Source organism: Thiomonas sp. FB-Cd, from assembly GCF_000733775.1.
GTDB lineage: Bacteria > Pseudomonadota > Gammaproteobacteria > Burkholderiales > Burkholderiaceae_C > Thiomonas_A.
The window spans coordinates 1,142,010-1,161,459 of the sequence record NZ_JPOE01000005.1; the positions used below are offsets into that span (position 1 = coordinate 1,142,010).

The 19,450-nt window shown below is 63.9% G+C and carries 16 protein-coding genes and 1 pseudogene; 9 read left to right on the forward strand and 8 right to left on the reverse strand.

Annotated elements, in window-relative coordinates; all coding sequences use genetic code 11:
* Positions 1–87: 87 nt before the first annotated feature.
* Complete coding sequence (locus CD04_RS0119095) at positions 88–1,257, reverse strand: benzoate/H(+) symporter BenE family transporter (RefSeq protein ID WP_031409689.1); 1,170 nt, start codon at positions 1,255–1,257, stop codon at positions 88–90.
* A gap of 100 nt (positions 1,258–1,357) precedes the next feature.
* On the opposite strand from CD04_RS0119095, the gene CD04_RS0119100 reads away from it, so the two are divergent.
* Entirely contained in the window at positions 1,358–2,002 is a 645-nt protein-coding gene (locus CD04_RS0119100; RefSeq protein ID WP_051849526.1) for a helix-turn-helix domain-containing protein, read from the forward strand.
* 112 nt (positions 2,003–2,114) lie between these two features.
* Here CD04_RS0119100 and priA read toward each other — a convergent pair whose 3' ends face one another.
* The 3 genes from priA to CD04_RS0119115 form a co-directional block, all read right to left on the reverse strand.
* The gene (priA, locus tag CD04_RS0119105) at positions 2,115–4,463 is read right to left on the reverse strand and encodes a primosomal protein N' (protein ID WP_038168571.1); all 2,349 of its coding nucleotides are present in this window, start codon (positions 4,461–4,463) and stop codon (positions 2,115–2,117) included.
* A 395-nt stretch (positions 4,464–4,858) separates the two neighbouring features.
* The gene (hemE, locus tag CD04_RS0119110; protein ID WP_031409695.1) at positions 4,859–5,947 is read right to left on the reverse strand and encodes a uroporphyrinogen decarboxylase; all 1,089 of its coding nucleotides are present in this window, start codon (positions 5,945–5,947) and stop codon (positions 4,859–4,861) included.
* Between the two features lie 57 nt (positions 5,948–6,004).
* On the reverse strand, positions 6,005–6,649 hold the full coding sequence (locus tag CD04_RS0119115; protein WP_231480698.1) for a hypothetical protein: 645 nt from the start codon (positions 6,647–6,649) through the stop codon (positions 6,005–6,007).
* 321 nt (positions 6,650–6,970) lie between these two features.
* On the opposite strand from CD04_RS0119115, the gene CD04_RS0119120 reads away from it, so the two are divergent.
* The 4 genes from CD04_RS0119120 to CD04_RS0119135 are packed head-to-tail and all read left to right on the forward strand — an operon-like array spanning position 6,971 to position 10,017.
* Entirely contained in the window at positions 6,971–7,852 is an 882-nt protein-coding gene (locus CD04_RS0119120; RefSeq protein WP_031409699.1) for a metal ABC transporter solute-binding protein, Zn/Mn family, read from the forward strand.
* Positions 7,849–8,754, forward strand: coding sequence for a metal ABC transporter ATP-binding protein (locus CD04_RS0119125; RefSeq protein WP_081858146.1), 906 nt, complete (start codon positions 7,849–7,851; stop codon positions 8,752–8,754). The genes CD04_RS0119120 and CD04_RS0119125 overlap by 4 nt, the downstream gene beginning before the upstream one ends.
* Positions 8,751–9,566, forward strand: a complete 816-nt coding sequence (locus CD04_RS0119130; protein WP_051849441.1) for a metal ABC transporter permease — start codon at positions 8,751–8,753, stop codon at positions 9,564–9,566. The genes CD04_RS0119125 and CD04_RS0119130 overlap by 4 nt, the downstream gene beginning before the upstream one ends.
* Before the next feature lie 25 nt (positions 9,567–9,591).
* A complete protein-coding gene (locus tag CD04_RS0119135) occupies positions 9,592–10,017 on the forward strand; it encodes a Fur family transcriptional regulator (RefSeq protein WP_051849442.1) in 426 nt (141 codons plus the stop codon).
* 15 nt (positions 10,018–10,032) lie between these two features.
* On the opposite strand, the gene CD04_RS24270 is transcribed toward CD04_RS0119135, so the two are convergent.
* The gene (locus CD04_RS24270) at positions 10,033–10,185 is read right to left on the reverse strand and encodes a hypothetical protein (protein WP_197033194.1); all 153 of its coding nucleotides are present in this window, start codon (positions 10,183–10,185) and stop codon (positions 10,033–10,035) included.
* Positions 10,186–10,289: 104 nt separating this feature from the next.
* Positions 10,290–11,243 (reverse strand): LysR family transcriptional regulator, encoded by a 954-nt coding sequence (locus CD04_RS0119145; protein ID WP_051849443.1) that lies wholly within the window; start codon positions 11,241–11,243, stop codon positions 10,290–10,292.
* Between the two features lie 252 nt (positions 11,244–11,495).
* Here CD04_RS0119145 and aceB point away from each other — a divergent pair, with 252 nt between their 5' ends.
* A complete protein-coding gene (gene aceB / locus CD04_RS0119150; RefSeq protein ID WP_031409708.1) occupies positions 11,496–13,082 on the forward strand; it encodes a malate synthase A in 1,587 nt (528 codons plus the stop codon).
* 499 nt (positions 13,083–13,581) lie between these two features.
* On the opposite strand, the gene CD04_RS0119165 is transcribed toward aceB, so the two are convergent.
* Positions 13,582–13,779: a hypothetical protein gene (locus CD04_RS0119165; RefSeq protein WP_031409710.1), complete on the reverse strand. Its 198-nt coding sequence runs from the start codon at positions 13,777–13,779 to the stop codon at positions 13,582–13,584.
* Between CD04_RS0119165 and CD04_RS23945 the strand changes: the two genes are divergently transcribed.
* The 3 genes and pseudogenes from CD04_RS23945 to CD04_RS23410 form a co-directional block, all read left to right on the forward strand.
* Positions 13,772–14,044, forward strand: a complete 273-nt coding sequence (locus CD04_RS23945; RefSeq protein ID WP_156030345.1) for a hypothetical protein — start codon at positions 13,772–13,774, stop codon at positions 14,042–14,044. The genes CD04_RS0119165 and CD04_RS23945 overlap by 8 nt on opposite strands.
* An 866-nt stretch (positions 14,045–14,910) precedes the next feature.
* A complete protein-coding gene (locus CD04_RS0119175) occupies positions 14,911–17,361 on the forward strand; it encodes a phosphoketolase (RefSeq protein WP_051849444.1) in 2,451 nt (816 codons plus the stop codon).
* A gap of 124 nt (positions 17,362–17,485) precedes the next feature.
* A pseudogene (locus CD04_RS23410) lies at positions 17,486–17,836 on the forward strand (RNA-guided endonuclease InsQ/TnpB family protein); the annotation flags it as partial.
* Positions 17,837–17,899: 63 nt separating this feature from the next.
* On the opposite strand, the gene CD04_RS0119185 reads toward CD04_RS23410, so the two are convergent.
* On the reverse strand, positions 17,900–19,435 hold the full coding sequence (locus tag CD04_RS0119185) for a mercuric reductase (RefSeq protein ID WP_051849528.1): 1,536 nt from the start codon (positions 19,433–19,435) through the stop codon (positions 17,900–17,902).
* Positions 19,436–19,450 lie beyond the last annotated feature (15 nt).

Consider the following 19,450-nt stretch of genomic DNA (forward strand, 5'->3'; position numbering starts at 1 on the left):
ATGGCGCGCACCCAGGCGAGTCCTGGGTGCGCGCTCGCCGCCTCAGTCCGGATGCGCTCCGGATGCTTTGTGGGGCGTGCCGCTGCGCTACCGGCGCTCGAAGATCCAGGACGCCGCAATGCCCAGCGCGAGGCCCCAGAAGGCACTTCCGATGCCGAACATGGTGAGGCCGGACGCGGTGACGAGAAAGGTGACGAGTGCAGGCTCGCGTTCGTCTTCTGTGCCGAGCGCATTGAGCAAACTGTTGCCGATGGTGCCCAGCAGAGCCAGTCCAGCGATGGCGACCACCAGAGCGCGCGGAAACGCGGCGAAAACGCTGGCAATCGTCGCGCCCATGATGCCTGTCACCAGATAAAACACGCCGGCCCAGACGGCCGCGCGATAGCGCCGCGCCGGGTCGGGGTCCGCATCCTTGCTCATGCAGATCGCTGCGGTAATTGCCGCGAGATTGAACGAAAATCCGCCAAACGGTGCGAGCAGCACGCCGGTAAGACCGGTCCAGCTGATCAAGGGTGATGATGGCGTGGCGTAGCCGTTGGTGCGAAGGACCGCCATGCCGGGAACATTTTGCGAGGCCATCGTGACGATGAACAGCGGCAACCCCACCCCCAGCACAACGGGTAGGGAAAACGCCGGTGAGGTCCATATGGGGTGCGTGAATGCGACCCTGATGCTGCCCACCCTGATCATGCCCTGCGCCGCGGCAACAAGGAGCCCGAGCAGGAAGGTCAGGGGCACGGCATAACGCGGCAGATGACGTCGGGCGAGGAGAAAGAGCCCCAGCATGAGGCTGACGAGCAGGCGCTGGTCGGGTAAGGCGGCAAAAACATCCAAGCCGAACTGCAAAAGCACGCCGGCGAGCATCGCTGAAGCCAACGCCTTGGGAATGCGTCGCATGATCTGGTCAAACCAGCCTGTCACGCCGCAAAGTGCGATCAGCGCCGATGCGAAAACAAAGGCGCCGATTGCCTCGGCCATGGGAACTCCCGCTAATCCAGTGGCCAGCAAGGCCGCACCTGGTGTTGACCAGGCGGTCAGCACCGGGCTTCGAAAATAAAGAGACAGTCCGATGCATGTCAGCCCCATGCCGATTCCAAGGGCCCACAGCCAGGACGCCATCTCGGCCGGCGAAGCGCCCGCGGCGCGCGCCGCCTCAAAAACAATGGCCGCTGAACTCGTGTACCCGACCAGCACGGCAATAAAGCCGGCCGATACGTGCGCGGGCGAGAACCAGCTCGCGATGCGATTGCCCACCATTGGCTCCTCTGTTGTAATCTTCCACCGTGCGCTATGACGCACGGTGAAAGATTAGCAGATGGGCGTTATAACGCACGCTCAGGCGTTGGGAGAAGCCGTCATGACCGCAGAGCCCGCAGTGGATGACCCGCCTGGTCCGCACGAGATCGGTCGGACCGTGGCCACGCGGTTGCGTGAATTGCGCAAGCAGCGCGGCTGGAGTCTTGACCGTGCCGCGCTCCAGACCGGAGTGAGCAAGGCCATGCTCGGGCAGATTGAACGCGGGGAGTCGAGCCCAACGGTCGCGACGTTGTGGAAGATTGCGGGGGGATTTGCCTGCTCCCTGACGAGCTTTCTTGTTGACGCGGCCGAGCCCTGGGCTGACAGTCATGTGCGCAATGCCGCCGCTGCGCGCGCGAAGCCGGCCAGCGACGACATGCTCGTGGCCCCGATCTTTGCCTACGACCCGCGGTTTGCATTCGAATTGCTCGAGCTCACGTTGTTGCCCGGGTACGTCCGCCACTCCGAACCGCATACGGCTGGCGTGACGGAGCACGTGATCGTTCTGCAGGGACGCATGGATGTGATGTTTGCCGGGCAATGGACATCGCTTGCGCCCGGCGACGCCGTCCGGTTTGCCGCTGACAGGCCCCATGGCTATCGCAATCTCGGCGACTCAGCCGCTGTTTGCCTCAATCTCATCCATTACGCCGTCACCGCACCGCACCCAAGCCACGGAGGACCATCGGCGCCTGCACAACCATGAGGCCACTGCGGCGCGGCGACACGCCGGCCTGCCCAAAGGCAGATTCAGGCGTCGACCGGAGCACCCACGCCGATGCTGCAGCGGCACGGCATCAAGGTTGTGCGTGGCGCGATCAAAATTCGGTCGGGTCCACGTCGATGGCCCAGCGAACGCGCGCCTTGCTTTCCAGCAGGGATGCGCGCCACTGCGTGAGAAAACCCTGCAACGCTGCGCGGCTCGCGCCTTCCACCAGGATGTGCTGCCGGTGGACCCCGGCCACGCGGGCCAGGCTTGCAGGCACCGGCGGGTAGACCATCAGGCCCGCCGCCTGTGCCGGCGCAGCCGCCAAGTCGGTGGCCAGAAGCAGGAAGGCCTCGAGAGTCTCGGGCCGTTTGTGCTCGGCGCGCAGCAGCGCCTGGTACGAAAAAGGCGGCATCCCCGCCCGCCGGCGCTCGACCAGCTCCTGCGCAGCAAAACTGCGGTAGTCGTGAGCCCGCAGCGTCTGGTACACCATATGCTCGGGGTATGCGGTTTGCACCAGCATCTCCGCGGCGTGGACGGGCGCCGCAGCGGAACCGTCGGTGTCAGCAGTACCGGCGGTGGGCACCGTGTTTGCACCCGGCTCGCCACTGGCGCGCCCGGCTCGTCCGGCTGCCTGCATGATTTGGGCGAACAGGCGCTCTGGACCGCGCACGTCGTGGGTGAACAGACCGGCGTCGGGGTTGAGTGCGGCCACGAGGGTGACGCGCTGAAAGTCATGCCCCTTGGTAATCATCTGGGTACCCACGAGGATGTCGACCTCACCCGAATGGACCTTGGCGAATCCGCTTTGCGCAGCGCCTCTGCGCCGCACGCTGTCGGCGTCAATGCGCGCAATGCGCGCCTGGGGGAACAGCGCCACCAGCGCCTCTTCCACGCGCTGGGTCCCGCGCCCCAGGGGCTGAAGGTCAAGACTTCCGCAATCCGGACAGGCACGTGGAACCGGGGTGCGATGACCGCAGTGGTGGCAGCGCAGTGTTCGGTCGGTGCGATGGAAGACAAGGTGCGCGTCGCAATGCGGGCAATCCGATAGCCAGCCGCAATCCGGACAGCGCAGCACTGGCGCGTAGCCGCGCCGATTGATGAAAAGCAGGCATTGCTCGCCGCGCGCCAGACGCTGCAGGATGGCCTCCTGCAGTGCGGCGCCAACCAGTCCGCCAGTGCGCAGCAGCGGGTCTTGCCTCGCGTGCAGCAGGCGCACTTCGGGCAAGCGGCCCGCGGCACGCTCAGGCAGCTCCAACAAGCGGTACCGCCCCCGTTGGGCCGCGTGCCAGCTCTCAAGCGCGGGTGTGGCCGAGCCCAGCACCACGGGCACGCCGCGCTGGCGGGCACGCCAAACCGCCAAGTCGCGTGCGGAATAACGCGCGCCTTCCTGCTGCTTGTACGAGGGATCGTGCTCCTCGTCCACAATGATCAGGGCCAGGCGTGGCAGACTGGCCAGCGCCGCCAGACGGGTGCCCAGCACGATGCGCGCCTCGCCGCTGTGCGCCGCGCGCCAATGGTCGAAGCGCTCGGCCTCTGCAAGACCACTGTGCAACAAGGCGATCGACTCCTGCGGAAACCGCTCGGCCAGGCGCGTTGCCAGCGGTGGCGTCAGGTTGATTTCGGGGGTGAGCACCAAAACCTGCGTGCGTGGATCCTTCGCCAGCGCATGCGCCACGATGCGCAGATAGACCTCGGTCTTTCCGCTGCCGGTGACTCCGAAAAGCAGGAAAGGTGCGAAGCCCTGGGCCTCGCACACCGCGCTCACGGCGGCCTGCTGCGCCGCCTGCAGGACGTGAGGCGGCCTGGCCTCCGCGGGTAACCCGGGGTCATCCGGCATGCGCGCCGCCGGCGCCGGCACAGGCTCCACCCAGCCCTGGGCAGTCCAGTCGCGCAAGAGCGCCGCAGCCTTCGGATGAAGCCGGCGCGCAGCGGCGAGCGCCAGAGGCGGTGTGGCGCGTGTCTCGGCGGCGCTCGCGCCCTCCTCCAATGGTGCAAGCCCGAGCGCGGAGGTCAAGCGCGCAAGGGCGGCATGGCGGGGGACGATCGCGGCGCGCAGCCCCAGCTGCCCGGCCGGGGTCAGCCGAAAGGCTGCGCGCTCCCGGCGTGCGCGCTGTGCCGCCACGCGCGCCGCCACAGCGGCCGCACTGCGGCTGCGAAGCCAGCCGGGCAAGGCCGCCCCCATCAGCTCGCCCAGTGGCCGCTGGTAATAGCTCGCGGCAAAGCGCAGGAGGGCCAGCCAGTCCGCACCGAGCGGCGGCAACGCGTCCACAACCTCGGTCACCGCGCGCAACGTTGCCGACGCCGCGCGCGCTGGCCCGGCTGCATCCAGCACAACCCCTCCCACCGTCTGGCGCCCGAGCGGCACGCGCACCAGCGTGCCGGGTACCAAGGCTTCGGTGTGCGTGTAATCCAGGACGTCCCAAAGCGGTGCATCCACCGCGATGTGAAGCACAACCACGGGCGGATTCCCGACTGTCGGCCTTTGCGCTGGGTCAGGGTTTTCCACGAGATGGGGTCGCGAGGGAGAGAATTAAGTGAGTGTTGACTCGCACGCAGCCGCCCGATTTTTCAGGCCGTGGACAAACGGAAAAAAGTCAAGTCTGCTTGTGAATAACTTTGTGCATAGGCTGCGTCTTATGCGAAATCAAGCTTGTGGATAACAATGTGAGTATCTTTTCACGCAGTTGCACAAACCTGAGATAGGCTTTTTAAATCAAAAGGTTAGTCAGGTGAACTTCAAGTCAAGCCTGTGATTTTCATGCTGCACTGCATATCATCCCAAAATGTGCATAAGCACGCACCGTTCTTGACCTGAACGCACGTTTGTGGTGGGCTATGCGCACCGCCACGGGTCTAGACGCGCAGTGTTCGACTATGCCCGTGCACGGCCTCGACCAGCGCGGCCACATGCTCGGGCGGCGTGAATTGCGAGATGCCGTGCCCGAGATTGAAGACATGCCCCACAGCCGCGTTCGCCGTCACGGGACCAAAACTCTCAAGAACCGTGCGCGCCTGCGCCGCGATGCGGTCCGGTGGCGCGAACAGTATGGCGGGATCGAGATTGCCCTGAAGTGCCACACGGTGGCCAACCTGCGCCCGCGCGGCACCGAGATTGACCGTCCAGTCCACGCCCAAGGCGTCGGCGCCGCTATGGCTCATGGCTTCGAGCCACGGACCGCCACCCTTGGCAAACAAAATGACCGGCACCCGCCTGCCCTCATGCTCCCGCTTGAGCTGGGAAATGACGCGCTGGCTGTAACCCAGCGAAAACTCCTGAAAGGCGCCGTCCGCCAGGGCACCGCCCCAGGAGTCGAAGATCATGGCCGCCTGCGCGCCGGCATCGATCTGCGCGTTGAGGTACGCGGCAACGGCGTCGGCGTTCACGGCCAGGATGCGGTGCATCAAATCAGGGCGTGAATACAAAAGCGTCTTGGTGAGGCGCCAGTCATCGCTGCCGTGTCCCTCCACCATGTAACACGCCAATGTCCACGGGCTTCCGGAAAAGCCAATGAGCGGCACACGCTGGGTGTCGCCCTGCTGCAGCGCCCGGCGGATTTGTGCCACCGCGTCGAAGACATAGCGAAGCTGGTCAAGATCTGGCGGGCGCAACGCCAGAACGTCCGCCTCGGTGCGCAGCGGGCGCTCGAAGCGTGGCCCTTCGCCTGCCGCGAACTGCAGGCCAAGGCCCATCGCATCTGGCACGGTGAGGATGTCGGAAAACAAGATCGCCGCGTCCAGAGGGAAGCGATCCACCGGCTGCAGCGTGACCTCGGTTGCGAAATCCGGATTCTGGGCCAGGGCCAGAAAGCTGCCGGCGCGCGCGCGTGTGGCGTTGTACTCGGGCAGGTAGCGCCCGGCCTGGCGCATCAGCCACACTGGCGTGTAGTCAGTCGGCTGACGCAGAAGGGCGCGAAGAAAAGTGTCGTTCGAGAGGGCGGTCATCGGGGTATTGTCGCAAACCCCGGATGCCCGACCTCCAGCGCCCCATCCTTGCAGCGGCTAAACCTTCCGTAATCGATTGAGCTGTTGCAACTCGTATTGCACGCGCACTTTGGAAGCGTTGACCTTCGCCACCGTCTCCTCGATCCCCTTCACCGCACGTCCGGCTGTGGGCGCGTACCAAAAATGGGTGATGACCGTTGCATTGGGCGTGGCGTAGCGCCCCTGAAGGCGCAGCGTGTTGAACGTTCCCGCGGGCACCTGCACCGATTCCTCCGCTTCAACCGTCACCTGGACCTCGATGGACGCATGCAACTCCCACTCCGGTTGGCTTTGAATGATGGTCTCGCTCCAGCTCTCGCCCGGCGCCATGGGAAAGCGGAATTGCGGAAAGGCCGGGCTGTAGGTCACGGCCTCCCCCGGGACCATTTCACGCGAAACCAAGTCAAACTGGTCACTGTAGATATTCTTCAACCACGTGGCGTCCGTCTTGTCCCCGTTGTTGACCTCGATTTGAATATGCCCGCCGTCGAGCAGGGCCACGACCCGGCTGCGCATGAGCAAGCCGGCGTCCCGGTGATCGCTGTCGTCCAGCGTGCGTGTGAGGAACAGCCACTCATCGCCGACGCGAATATCGGGGCGAAGCAGCCTGCTGAAGGACTGCGCAGAAGGGGTCGAAGATGCGGTGAGCGAAGTCGTGTCCATGCGCGGTGCTCCAAGCGTGTCTTGAGCCGCAGAGCATATCCGGCATGGATATCCGGCATTGCATGCGGTGGAATATTGCGAAGGTTGCCGCGCCCGGCGACCCTGCCGCGCTGCGGAGCAGGGATGTGCAGATGGAACCAACCGAAAGCATCATCACAGCGCCCCAACGACGCCCGTGGCCGCCCGGAAGTGCCCTACCAGGAGTGGCGCGACAGCGCTTGACAGTCTATTGCAACTCAGTTGCAATAGATCCGTGATAGGAGGACGCCCGGTGGGGCTATTGACTCCGATTGGCCCCTTCTCCCTCCGATCCAGAACCCCATGCGTTCAAACCCGTTGGCTGCGCTCGGCCTATGGCTGTTTTCAGCGATATTCGCCTGCGCCCAGGCGGCGCCGGTCCCGGTCGTGGCCGCGGAAAGCACATACGGCACCATCGCCCAAGCCATTGGCGGGCCCCATGTGCGGGTCAACAGCATCATCCAAAACCCGAACGTGGATCCCCACCAATTCGAGGCCTCACCGCAGACAGCCCTCGCGGTGGCACAGGCTGCGTTGGTGATCATGAACGGTCTGGGCTATGACGACTGGATGCGCAGGATGCTGGCTGCCAACCCCAAGCCTGGCCGGGTTGTGATGATTGCAGCGCAGCTGGGGGCAGCCATCGTGATGCCCAACAAGAATCCGCACGTGTTCTACGACCCGCGCGTCGGCCTGTTGGTGGCCCAGCGATTGGCACGCCAGCTGGAGGCCCTCGACCCGGCACATGCGGACGATTTCCGGCGCAATTTGCAGGTCTTCGCACAGAGTCTGCAGCCGGTCGACGCCGCGATTGCCCAGCTTCGTGCGCAGCACCCGCATCTTGCCGTGACGGCCACGGAGCCGCTTTTCGATTACATGCTGGGCCTGCTGGACTGGAAAAGCCTTGGCGAGACTTTCCAGTTGAACGTGATGAATGGCACCGAGCCAACACCAGGGGTGGTTGTGCGCTATGAGGACAATCTTCGCCACCGCCGTGTGGCGCTCTTGATCTATAACCGGCAAGTGAGCGATCCGCTGACTCAACGCATGCGCGATATCGCGCGCGCGAGCGGCATTCCCACCGTAGGACTCGATGAATTCGCGCCACCCGGTACGGGTTACGCGCAATGGTTGCTGGCCAGCTTGCGCAACGTGCAGCTGGCGCTGCACAAGGAGGCGCAATGAGCGCTGTGCAGCGCGGCGCGACCCTTGGCGGCCGCGATCCCGGTGCTGCGGCCGCGACGCCATCAGCCTGGGCCGTCCGTGCCAATGCCCTGACGTGCAGGCGCGCGGCACGCGCGGTAATCGAAACGCTGGATCTGCGCATCGCCCCTGGCCAGTTGGTCGGCGTATTCGGGAGTAACGGATCGGGCAAGACCACACTGCTGCAAACCCTGGCCGGCATTTTGCCTGTCGGTGGGGGCGAGCTCGCATTGCTCGGAGAAGAGCCCGCGCAGGCACGCACGCGCGTTGGTTACGTTGCCCAGAGCGTCCCCGAAGGCGCATACGGTCGCGTGGCTGTGGCCAGCTTCGTCGGCGCCGCCTGGCAGGGTGAGCGCTGGGGCCTGGGCCTGGTTGGGGCGAGCAGGCGAAGCCAAGCCCTGCAGCGGGCGCTGCGCAGCGTGGATGCGCTGCACCTGGCCGCTCGGCCAATGGCAGGGCTTTCGGGCGGCGAGCGCCAGCGCGTGTGCATCGCGCAGGCGCTGGTCAATCCGGTGCGTCTTCTTCTTCTGGACGAGCCGCTGTCGAACCTCGACCCGCGCGCCCAACAAAGCGTTCTGCTGCTGGTGAACAGACTGTGCCGTGACGAAGGCCTGACGGTGTTACTGACCGCGCATGACATCAATCCCTTGCTGCCCGTGATGGATCAAGTGCTCTATCTTGCTGGCAAACGCGGTCGCATGGGCACGGTCGACGAAGTGGTCAACGCCGAGTCGCTCAGTGCGCTGTATGGCCTGCCCATGTCCGTGGCGCGGCATGACGGCTACATGTTCATTCACCCGACACATGGTTTCATGCCCGAGGTCTCACCCCATTGTGGCCATGCGCACACGCACACCGACCTCACCTCCGGGAGCCCGCCGTGATCCTCGGTTTGGACTATGGCTTCATGCGCCATGCGCTCTTGGCTGCCAGCAGCATCGCCGTGGCCAGCGCGGCGATCGGCTACTTCGTCACGCTACGGCGACAAGCCTTTGCCGCTCATGCGCTGTCGCACGTCGGCTTCACCGGCGCAGCAGGCGCCATTTTGCTGGGACTGAGCCCCTATCTCGGCCTGTTTGCCTTCACGCTGGCGGCTGCGCTGGCGCTGGGCCTGGCCGGCGGCAGGCTGCGCGAGCGCGATATCGGCATCGGCATGGTGCTGATGTTCGCGCTTGGCCTGGGCGTGCTGTTCCTTAACCTGTACACGGCCAACGCGCAGGCTGCCATGAGCATCCTGTTCGGCAGCATCGTCGGGATCACGGCGCAGCAGGCCGCCTTGTCGCTCGGCGTGGCACTCGCCTGCCTGCTGGCGCTTGCGGGCATCTACCGCCCGCTGGCTTTCGCCAGCCTCAACCCCGAGGCCGCGCGCGCGCGCGGTGTGCCGGTGCGCGCTCTGGATCTTCTGTTTATCGCCGTGGTGGCTGCGGTGGTGGCCATTGCCGTGCCGGTGATCGGCGCACTGCTGATTTTCGCTTTCCTCATCGGCCCAGCCGCTGCAGCGCAGGCGCTGACGCGCGGCATGGCGCGCGGCGTGCTGTTGGCCATGGCTCTTGCCCTCCTCCTCACCTGGGCCGGGCTCGCGGCAGCGTATTACATCGGCTATCCGTCCAGCACCTGGATTGCTTCGCTGAGTTTCGCACTCTACCTCGCAGCGCAATTCATGCGTCCCGCCGATGCGCCAGACGTCGCCTCCTGAATCCCTCGTGCGGGCCTCGGCACGAATGGAGCAATTGGCCCAGACGCTGCGCCGGCACGGATTGCGTGCCACGCCGGCCGCGCTGGCAGTCCTGCATGCGCTCGATCAAGCGGCTGCGCCACTTGCACACGATGCCATCGCAGCCCGGCTGGCCACATCGTCGCCCGTCGATCGCGTCACGCTTTACCGAATCCTCGACCGCATGACCTGCGCCGGCTTGATCCATCGCTTTCAGGGCCCGGACCGCACCTGGCGCTTCAGCTCGAATGCCAGCGGCAGCACGGCCAGCATATTTGCCTGCACGCGCTGCCACAGCGTGGCCCCGCTTCCTGCCGCTCCCGACTTACCGAAGGCGCTGGCCCAGGTGCAGGACAAACTGCGCCAGCAAGGACTGACGAGCCTGGCGACCGAAATTACCGTGCACGGACTGTGCCCGCGTTGCCAGGGTTGACCCAAGCCCGCTGCGTCAAAGGTGTGAAGCGGCGGTGCCCGCAAGCCACGACACGGCGCTGGCCAAGAGGAAAATGAGAAACTTCGTGTTGGACGCGAGCCCGATGTTCTCGAAAAGGCGTCGCAGCCACCACACCGCCACCGGGTAGGAAATGAAGGATACGGCCAAGCCAAACATGGGTCACAGCGGACAGGTTCGCGTATGGCCCGCATTATCGGCAGGGTCGCCTCGACGCACTGTGTGCGCCTGTAACAGGAAACGCCGTCACCTCCTCACGCGGAGGCTTTCGTGCCGGGCGTCGCGGAGCCCTGGGCCGTTGCCGACCAAGGCCAGAGCGTGGGATCGGCAAAACAGTCCTTCAGATAGTCCACCCACAGCCGCAGGCGCAACGGCATGTGCTTGCGTTGCGCAAATACGGCGTGAATGCCCACGGGAGGCGCGCAGAAGTCGGCAAGGACCTCCACCAAACGTCCGGCTGCCAAGTCTTCGCCCACTTCCCACATCGAGCGCCAAGCCAGGCCGTGACCCTCCAGGCACCACTGATGGAGCACCGCCCCGTCGGTGCAGTCAAGGGGACCGCTCACGCGCAAGTGCTGCAGTTCGCCATCAATTTGAAAGACCCATCCGCGGGGCTGGCTTGCCACCGAGGAATAGGCCAGGCAGCGGTGACGCGATAGATCCTGCGGCGTGTGCGGCGCCCCATGGCGGCCGATGTAGGCTGCCGAGGCCACGCAGGCACGACGGCTTTCACCCAAGCGAACGCCAATCAGCGACGAGTCAGCTAGCGCGCTCACGCGCACGGCGCAATCGTAGCCTTCGTTGACCAGGTCAACGAGGCGGTCGGTCAGGTCCAGCGACAAGGTGACGTCGGGATTGCGCTCGCGGAACGCAGGCACCAGCGGCGCGACATGCTTGCGGCCAAACCCGGCGGGTGCGGTAATGCGCAGGTGACCGCTGGCCTTGACCCCGCCGGCTGTCACGCTGGCTTCCGCGCTTTGCAGGTCGGCAAGCAGCCGCTGGCAGTCTTCCAGGAAGGACACGCCTTCGTGCGTGAGCGTGATGCGCCGGGTGGTGCGCACCAGCAACTTGACCCCCAAGCGGGCCTCCAGCCCGTCGATGCGTCGCCCAATGATTGCGGGCGCCACGCCCTCGGCATTTGCCGCGGCCGTCAGGCTTCCGCGGCTGGCTACGGCGACGAACGTTTCCATCTGCTTGAGTCGATCCATGTTGGTGGGCTTCCTGATTCGGGTGTGCAGGCGAGGGACCCTTTCAAATTTCATGGGTATCCAGACCGCGATTCGGCCTTATTACCGCCATTCATGTCAAGACTGTCTTACGCTGGCACGGCCACGGCGCGCCCCGATCGACCTACACTTTGCAGTGCAGCATAAAAAATAGCTTTCGCGCCAAGAGCGACATGTCCAATTGACGCACCGCATCATTTTTTAGTTCTGAAAAGCCGTTCACAGGAGATTCGCATGCAATCCATAGACCTGCCCCAGGGCATCAGCATCACCGCTCCCCACAACCCGGCGTTCGACGGCGTGCTTACGCCGCAGGCGCTGAGCTTCGTGGCGACGCTACACCGGGCCTTTGAGCCACGCCGCCAAGCGCTCCTGGCCGAACGCGCGGCACGCACGAAGCGGCTCGATGCAGGCGAGCGCCCTGACTTTCTCCCCGACACACTTGCCATCCGTGAGGGGAATTGGAGCATTGCCGCGCTGCCGAAGCCGCTCGTGAAGCGGCGCGTGGAGATCACCGGTCCAGTGGATCGCAAGATGGTCATCAACGCCTTCAACTCAGGCGCCGACAGTTACATGGCGGACTTCGAGGATGCGAATACCCCGAACTGGGACAATCAGATCCAGGGTCAGATCAACCTGTCGGAAGCCATACGCCGCACCATCGTGCTTGAGCAGGGCGGCAAAACCTACAAGCTGAACGACCAGATCGCCACGCTGCAGGTGCGCCCGCGTGGCTGGCATCTGGACGAGAAGCACATGCGCGTGGACGGCCAGCGCGTGAGCGGCTCCTTGTTTGATTTCGGCCTTTATCTCTTTCACAACGCGAAAGAGCTCATCGGGCGCGGCGCGGGGCCCTACTTCTATCTGCCGAAGCTGGAAAGTCATCTGGAGGCCCGCCTGTGGAATGACGTGTTTGTGATGGCCCAGGACACACTTGGCATTCCACGGGGCACCATCAAGGCCACGGTGCTGGTGGAGACGATCCTGGCCGCGTTCGAAATGGATGAAATCCTCTACGAACTTCGCGAACACAGTGCTGGCCTGAACGCAGGGCGCTGGGACTACATCTTCAGCGCCATCAAGAAGTTCAAAGTCGACCGCAACTTTTGCCTGGCCGACCGCGCGCAGATCACCATGAACGTGCCCTTCATGCGGGCCTACGCGCTCCTTCTGCTCAAAACCTGCCATCGCCGTGGCGCGCCAGCCATTGGTGGCATGAGCGCGTTAATCCCCATCAAGAATGATCCGGAGAAAAATGCCCGCGCCATGGAGGGCATCCGCGCTGACAAGCGGCGCGATGCAACCGACGGCTATGACGGCGGCTGGGTCGCCCACCCGGGGTTGGTTGCCTCCGCGATGGAGGAGTTTGTTGCCGTCCTTGGCAACAAGCCGAATCAGATCGAAAAGACGCGCGATGACGTGACCGTCACGGCTGCCGATTTGCTCAACTTCGTGCCTGAACAGCCGATTACGGAAGCGGGCGTGCGCAACAACATCAACGTCGGCATCCATTACCTCGGTGCATGGCTTTCCGGCAGCGGTGCCGTGCCCATTCACAACTTGATGGAAGACGCCGCCACGGCTGAAATCTCACGCAGCCAAGTGTGGCAGTGGATCCAGTCTCCAAAGGGCGTGCTTGACGACGGGCGCAAGGTCACGGCCGACATGGTGCGTGCGCTCATACCCGAAGAGCTTGCCCGTGTGAAGGCAACCGGCGCCCATGGGCAGTTCGACAAGGCTGCGCAGATTTTCGAGCGTATGGCCACCGGTCAGGAATTCACGGAATTCCTGACGTTGCCGCTGTATGAAGAATTGGGCTGAGCGACGCCCCCGCAGCAGTCCTTGCTGCTGCCTTGCGCGGGTTGGGTCAGGTCTTGGGCAAGGAGTCGATCTCCAGTCCATGGGCTGCGACCCCGCACTGCGCGACGGCGTGCCGCGTTTTTTCACACTGATGCTTCGCAAGAAGGGCGACGATGTCCGAAGTGCGCCCTTCCAATCCCCGATCCACGATGGCATCGATGTAACCAGCCTCACCTGGATATCCCTGGGGCGGCGGGATCCTTCAGGGAACACAGTGCGGAGATGCCCAACGGTTTGCGTGCAGGCGCCACGATCCAAGCCTAGCCCGCATCGGCAATCTTGAGTCGGTCCTGCATTGCGCCGGTCGAGCAGGGCAGGGAGATGGCGCCGGCTCGTCGGGCAATGCTGAGAGTCATCGAGGCGGCTCGACCAAATGGCTGGGTTTCGTCGCAGCAAATCCAGCACTTAGGCTGGGTGCTCGGCACACCGCACACGCACCCGTTGTCAAGCGCCGGGAAAATCAGGTGGTGGTGCCGGGGGCTGCCCCGGGCACCTCTGCAGGGCTTGGGCTATCGTTTGCAGCACTACCGCCCTGGGCATCGCCCGAAGTCGGGTGATCGTCCGGCTTGTGCGCCTTGCGCTGGAGCTTTTCCTGCTTCTTGCGCTGCTTGGCGAGTTCCTTCTGGCGTTTTTCGTAGGAGTAATTCGGCTTGGCCAATGGTTATCCTGATGAAGTGAGAAAGGGTGAAAGCACGCGGCGGCGAACCGATCGGACGCGCCGCGCCGTTTTCGCTGTGAAAGCGGCCTCGATTATTGCCCATCCAATGACGACGCGTGACTCGATTTCCACGCGAACCGCCACCGACAGCATCCACTCGACGTTGCCCGTGAAGAAATCACACCGTGAAACGGCGGTGGTTCAGCTTAGCACTTCGTCGAGCCAGCCGGGGGCGAATCAACAGGATGTGCCGATCTCGCTGTGACCCGGCGCTCTCTCACTTCGATTTTGCAGCCACTGATCCCCCGCGCGCATGCTCCCGGTCACCCGTTCGTCTGCGTGCGGATCAATCAGGCATTGCCGCGGACAGCTATGGCCATCTTCGGGCCCATGCTGCCGATCGAAGCAATTCGCTTGAGCTGCACGCAGGGCGGCGATCCGAAAAAGGGCTCGACTGGAGAGGAAGATCCTTGGGTTTCTCAGCTTATGCGTGGCCGCGTCCCACGCGGCGGATGCACTTGACCTCGCGCCCGAAATTGTTAGGACATGCATGCCTGCTGGGTCGTGCATGTTGCCCCGGAAGTCGATTGGCGCGCTCTGCGCGACCCTTGTGGTCACGCCTTGGTGCGGCAGCGTACAGACGCATGCTGTTCGCGCCACCAAAGTGCAGTGGGCCCGTTCACCTGTATCTCGATAGGAAACCATCATGGGTTACTCAACATCCGCTGTGGCGCGGCTGGAGATCTGGCGCTTGGAGCTTGTGCAGGTCCGCTGGGGCCCCAAGGCAACCCGCGCAAGACGGAAATGCACGGGATGACCGGCGATGTCGGCGTGAAGGGAACTTGAGCAAGGAGTGGCGGCACCCTCGTTGTCGTCCGACCGCCGCACGCGCCTGTCGCGCAGCAGGCGGGCGGTTTATGTGAATGCTGCGATCAGCCGCCGTGCAACACCATGTCCGAATCAGCACATCGACTCGGCCAGTCTGCAATCACTGCTTCGCGCCCAGAGAAGGTCTTGCGCACTGATCAACATCTGTTGTCCCGTTGGCTTTCGTTGCTGCCGACAACGATCGCATGAGCACGTGGCGTGTGTTGCAGCCGTTCGTCCGGCTGCGTACGGAAACCCAGAGCCATGAAAACACCCACACTTTCGACCGATTTGCTGCAGCGCATGGACGCCTACTGGCGTGCCGCCAATTACCTGGCGGTCGGCCAGATTTTCCTGTGTGACAACCCGCTGCTGAAACGACCGCTGGCGCTGGCGGACGTGAAACACATGCTGCTCGGCCACTGGGGCACCACGCCAGGGCAGAACTTTATCTACGTCCACCTGAACCGGCTCATCAAGCAATACGACCTCGACATGATCTATGTCTCCGGCCCCGGCCATGGGGGCCCGGCTGTGGTTGGCAACACCTATCTGGAAGGCACGTACAGCGAGATCTATCCCGATATCAGCCAGGACGAAGCGGGACTGCAAAAGCTGTTCAAGCAGTTTTCGTTTCCCGGCGGCATTCCCAGCCACGCCTCGCCGGAGTGCCCCGGCTCAATCCACGAAGGCGGCGAACTGGGCTACTCGCTCAGCCACTCGTTCGGCGCGGTGTTCGACAACCCCGGCCTGATCGTCGCATGTGTCATTGGCGATGGCGAAGCCGAGACGGGGGCGCTGGCCACCTCGTGGCACTCGAACAAGTTTCTCGATGCGGCGACAGACGGCGCGGTGCTGCCAATCCTGCATCTGAACGGCTACAAGATTTCCAACCCCACCGTGCTCGCGCGCATCAGTCACGAGGAGCTGGAGCAGTTGCTGCGCGGCTATGGCTGGGCGCCGATCTTCGTCGAAGGGCACGAGCCGGCGCTGATGCACGCGGCGATGGCGACCGCGCTCGACGCGGCGCTGGAGCAGATCAGGTCGATCCAGCGCGACGCCCGTGAGCATGGCAATTTCACGCGGGCGCGCTGGCCGATGATCGTTCTCAGGTCGCCCAAGGGCTGGACCGGGCCGAAGGTGGTCGATGGCCTGCAGATCGAAGGCACCTTCCGGGCGCATCAGGTGCCCATCGCGATATCGGCCTCCTCGCCGCCCGAACATCTGCAGCAGCTGGAAGCCTGGCTGAAGAGCTACCACCCCGAGGAACTGTTCGACTCCCACGGCCGCTTGCGGCCGGAGCTGGCCGAACTGGCGCCCACAGGCACGCGTCGCATGGGAGCCAATCCGCATGCCAACGGCGGCATCCTGCTGCGCGACCTGCGCATGCCCGATTTCCGCGACTACGCCGGCGCCGTGCCGCAACCGGGTGCGCCCGGTTGCGGCGATACCCACGTGCTCGGCCCATTTCTGCGCGACGTGGCGAGAAACAATGGCGCGCAGCGGAATTTCCGCGTGTTCGGCCCGGACGAGACGCTCTCCAACGGGCTGGAGTCCCTGTTCGAGGTCACAATGCGCCAGTGGGACGCAGCCACCTTGGCGAACGACGAATGGCTGGCTCCCAGCGGCCGGGTGATGGAAATGCTCAGCGAACACCAGTGCGAAGGCTGGCTGGAAGGCTATCTGCTGACAGGGCGGCACGGCCTGTTCAATTGCTACGAGGCGTTCGTTCACATCGTCGATTCGATGTTCAACCAGCACGCCAAGTGGCTGCAAGTCAGCTCGCACCTTCCCTGGCGGCACAAGATCGCCTCGCTCAATTACCTGCTGGCCTCGCATGTCTGGCAGCAAGACCACAACGGCTTCACGCACCAGGACCCGGGTTTTATCGACGTGGTCATGAACAAGAAGGCGGGGGTCGTGCGCGTCTACTTCCCGCCGGATGCCAACTGCCTGCTGTCGGTGATGGATCACTGCCTGCGCAGCCGCCACTACGTCAACGTGGTGGTCGCGGGCAAGCATCCGGCACCGCAGTGGCTGGACATGGAGGCCGCGGTCAAGCATTGCGCTGAGGGCATCGGCATCTGGCAATGGGCCAGCAACGATCAGGAGGGAGACTCGCCCGACGTCGTGATGGCCTGCTGCGGCGACGTGCCCACGAAGGAGACGCTGGCCGCGGTATCGATCCTGCGCGAGCACCTGCCCGCGCTGAAGATTCGCGTGGTCAACGTGGTCGACCTGATGCGCCTGCAACCGCAAAGCGAGCATCCGCATGGCTTGAGCGACGTCGACTTCGACGCGCTGTTCACCGCGGACAAGCCGGTCATCTTCGCCTTCCACGCCTACCCGTGGGCAATCCACCGGCTAACCTATCGCCGTACCAACCACCACAACGTCCACGTCCGTGGCTACAAGGAAGAAGGCACCATCACGACGCCGTTCGACATGACCGTGCTGAACGAGCTGGACCGTTTCCATCTGGTGATGGACGTGGTCGACCGCTTGCCGCAAACCGGCGACCGTGGCGTGTACCTGAAGCAGCAAATCCAGGACAAGCTGATCGAGCACAAACACTACATCGACCAGCATGGCGAGGACATGCCCGAAATCCGCAACTGGGCATGGGCCATCCGCAATGAACACGCCAATGTCCAAAGACGGCACAAGGAAACCGCCACGAAACCGGACGCCGACCCGGCTAAGCCTGCAGCGTAGCCCGCGGCAAAGGATGACCTGAAAACCGAGCCGCTGCCGGCGCTGGAAACGAAGCTGCGGTCCTTGCCCGAGGGCCTCACGCAAGCTGCGGTATCCAGGCGTCTGTCAGCACAAGTTCTCGCGCCGAGCCAAGAGCGGCCTGAACAAGTCCATTCTCGATCAGGGCTGGGCCGAGTTCCGCAGGCAACTGGACGACAAGCTCCAGTGGAGTGGCGGGTGGCTTGTTGCGGTGCCGCCGCACCACACCAGTCAGACCTGTCCATGCTGCGGCCACATCGCGGCCGACAATCGCCGCACGCAGGCGCAATTCAAGTGCGTGGCGTGTGGCCATGCGAACCACGCCGACCTGGTTGGCGCGATGAATATCCTGGCGCGGGGACACCGCGTTGCAGCCCGTGGAGAGGTGGCGCATTCAGGCCCCTCGATGAAGCAGGAACCCACCGAAGCGACTGCGCACGAGGTCACTCATGCCTAGCGCCGCAGGAATCCCCGTCCTTGCCGCGCAAGCGGTGGCCACTGGCCAAGGGCGGGGTGGATGTCAACGGTTCACCCATGCGCGCAACAGCCGGGCGACAACATGTGGGTGCTGCGTACGCAGATAGGCTTCTCCTGCCATTTTGATCGCCTCACCTTGCGTGGGATGCGCATGCACCACGGTGGCCAGTGCGCCCAAGCCCATTCCGGCCACCATCGCCATTGAAATGCCGTTGATCATTTCACCAGCATCCCGGGCAACAATGGTGGCTCCAAGAATGGTATCGGTCCCTTCCCGGACGTGAATTTTCACAAAGCCGTTTTCTTCGCCATCGGTGATGGCGCGGTCGTCATCATGCATCGGCACCGTAAAGGTTTTCACTGGAATATCGCGTTCGCGCGCCTGCCGCACCGACATGCCAATGTGGGCGATTTCCGGGTCGGTGTAGGTGCACCACGGAATCGTCAAGACGCTCATGCGCTTGCGTCCATAGAACAAGGCGTTTTGAACCGCGACGCACGCCGACGCCACCGCCATATTGCTGTACTTGTGCTCCAGGCAAACATCTCCAGCGGCGTAAATGCGTGGATTGCTGGTGCGCAGGAAATCATCGACGTGGACCCCTGCTTCAGGGTCGTAAGCTACGCCGGCAGCTTCCAGCCTGAGCGCACGCACTGCCGGCATGTGACCGATCCCAGTCAAAATTTCATCGACATCGACGGTGGTGAGCTGACCGTCATTGACCAGTTCGACGCGTTTGCGGCCGTGTTCCATGCGGGCGCTGAGGACATCGCTATTCAGGTGGATCTCGACGCCATCGCGGGCCAATGCGTCAGACATCATCTGCGCTGCGTCACGCTCTTCCTTGGGCAAAAACAAGGGGGCGTTGTGGGCGATGATGGTTTTCACGCCCAAGCGACTGAACGCCTGCGCCAATTCGCAGCCAAGCGGACCGCCGCCAATCACCAGCAGACTGCGCGGAGGCACCGTCAGGTTGAACACCGATTCGTTGGTCAGGTAACCCACCTCGGTCAGGCCCGGGATTTCGGGCACGATGGAGCGTGATCCGGTGGCAATCAGCGCCTTCTTGAAGCGCAGGCGCTGGCCGGCAACTTCGACCGCATCGGCGCCGACGAAGTGTGCAACCCCGAAATACAGATCGATGCCTTCAGCGATCAGTCTGGCAGCTGAGTCCACGCGGCTGATGCGGGCGCGGATGTGTCTCAACCGCTCCATCGCCATCTGGAAATCAACCTCGATTGCCCGCGGTGGAACAGCGCCAAAATTTGGGGCGTTGCGCATGTCGGCATACACGCGCGCGGTTCGAATCATCGCCTTCGAAGGCACGCAACCGTAACTCAGCGAGCCGCCGCCAAGCCGGTGGCGCTCGATCAACGCCACTTTCACGCCAAGTGCGGCTGCGGTGCGTGCGGCTGCAATGCCACCAGGGCCGGCGCCAATGATGAGCAGCTGATAAACGCCGGATGGCGTCGGGTTGACCCAGTCGGCCGGCCTGACGTTGGACAGAAGCTCTTGCTCGTGGGGATCTCCTCCCAGGCCAGCGCTTGCGTTCGTGGGGGGCGGCGTGGTTATCTGCATGGCTGCAAGGTTGCG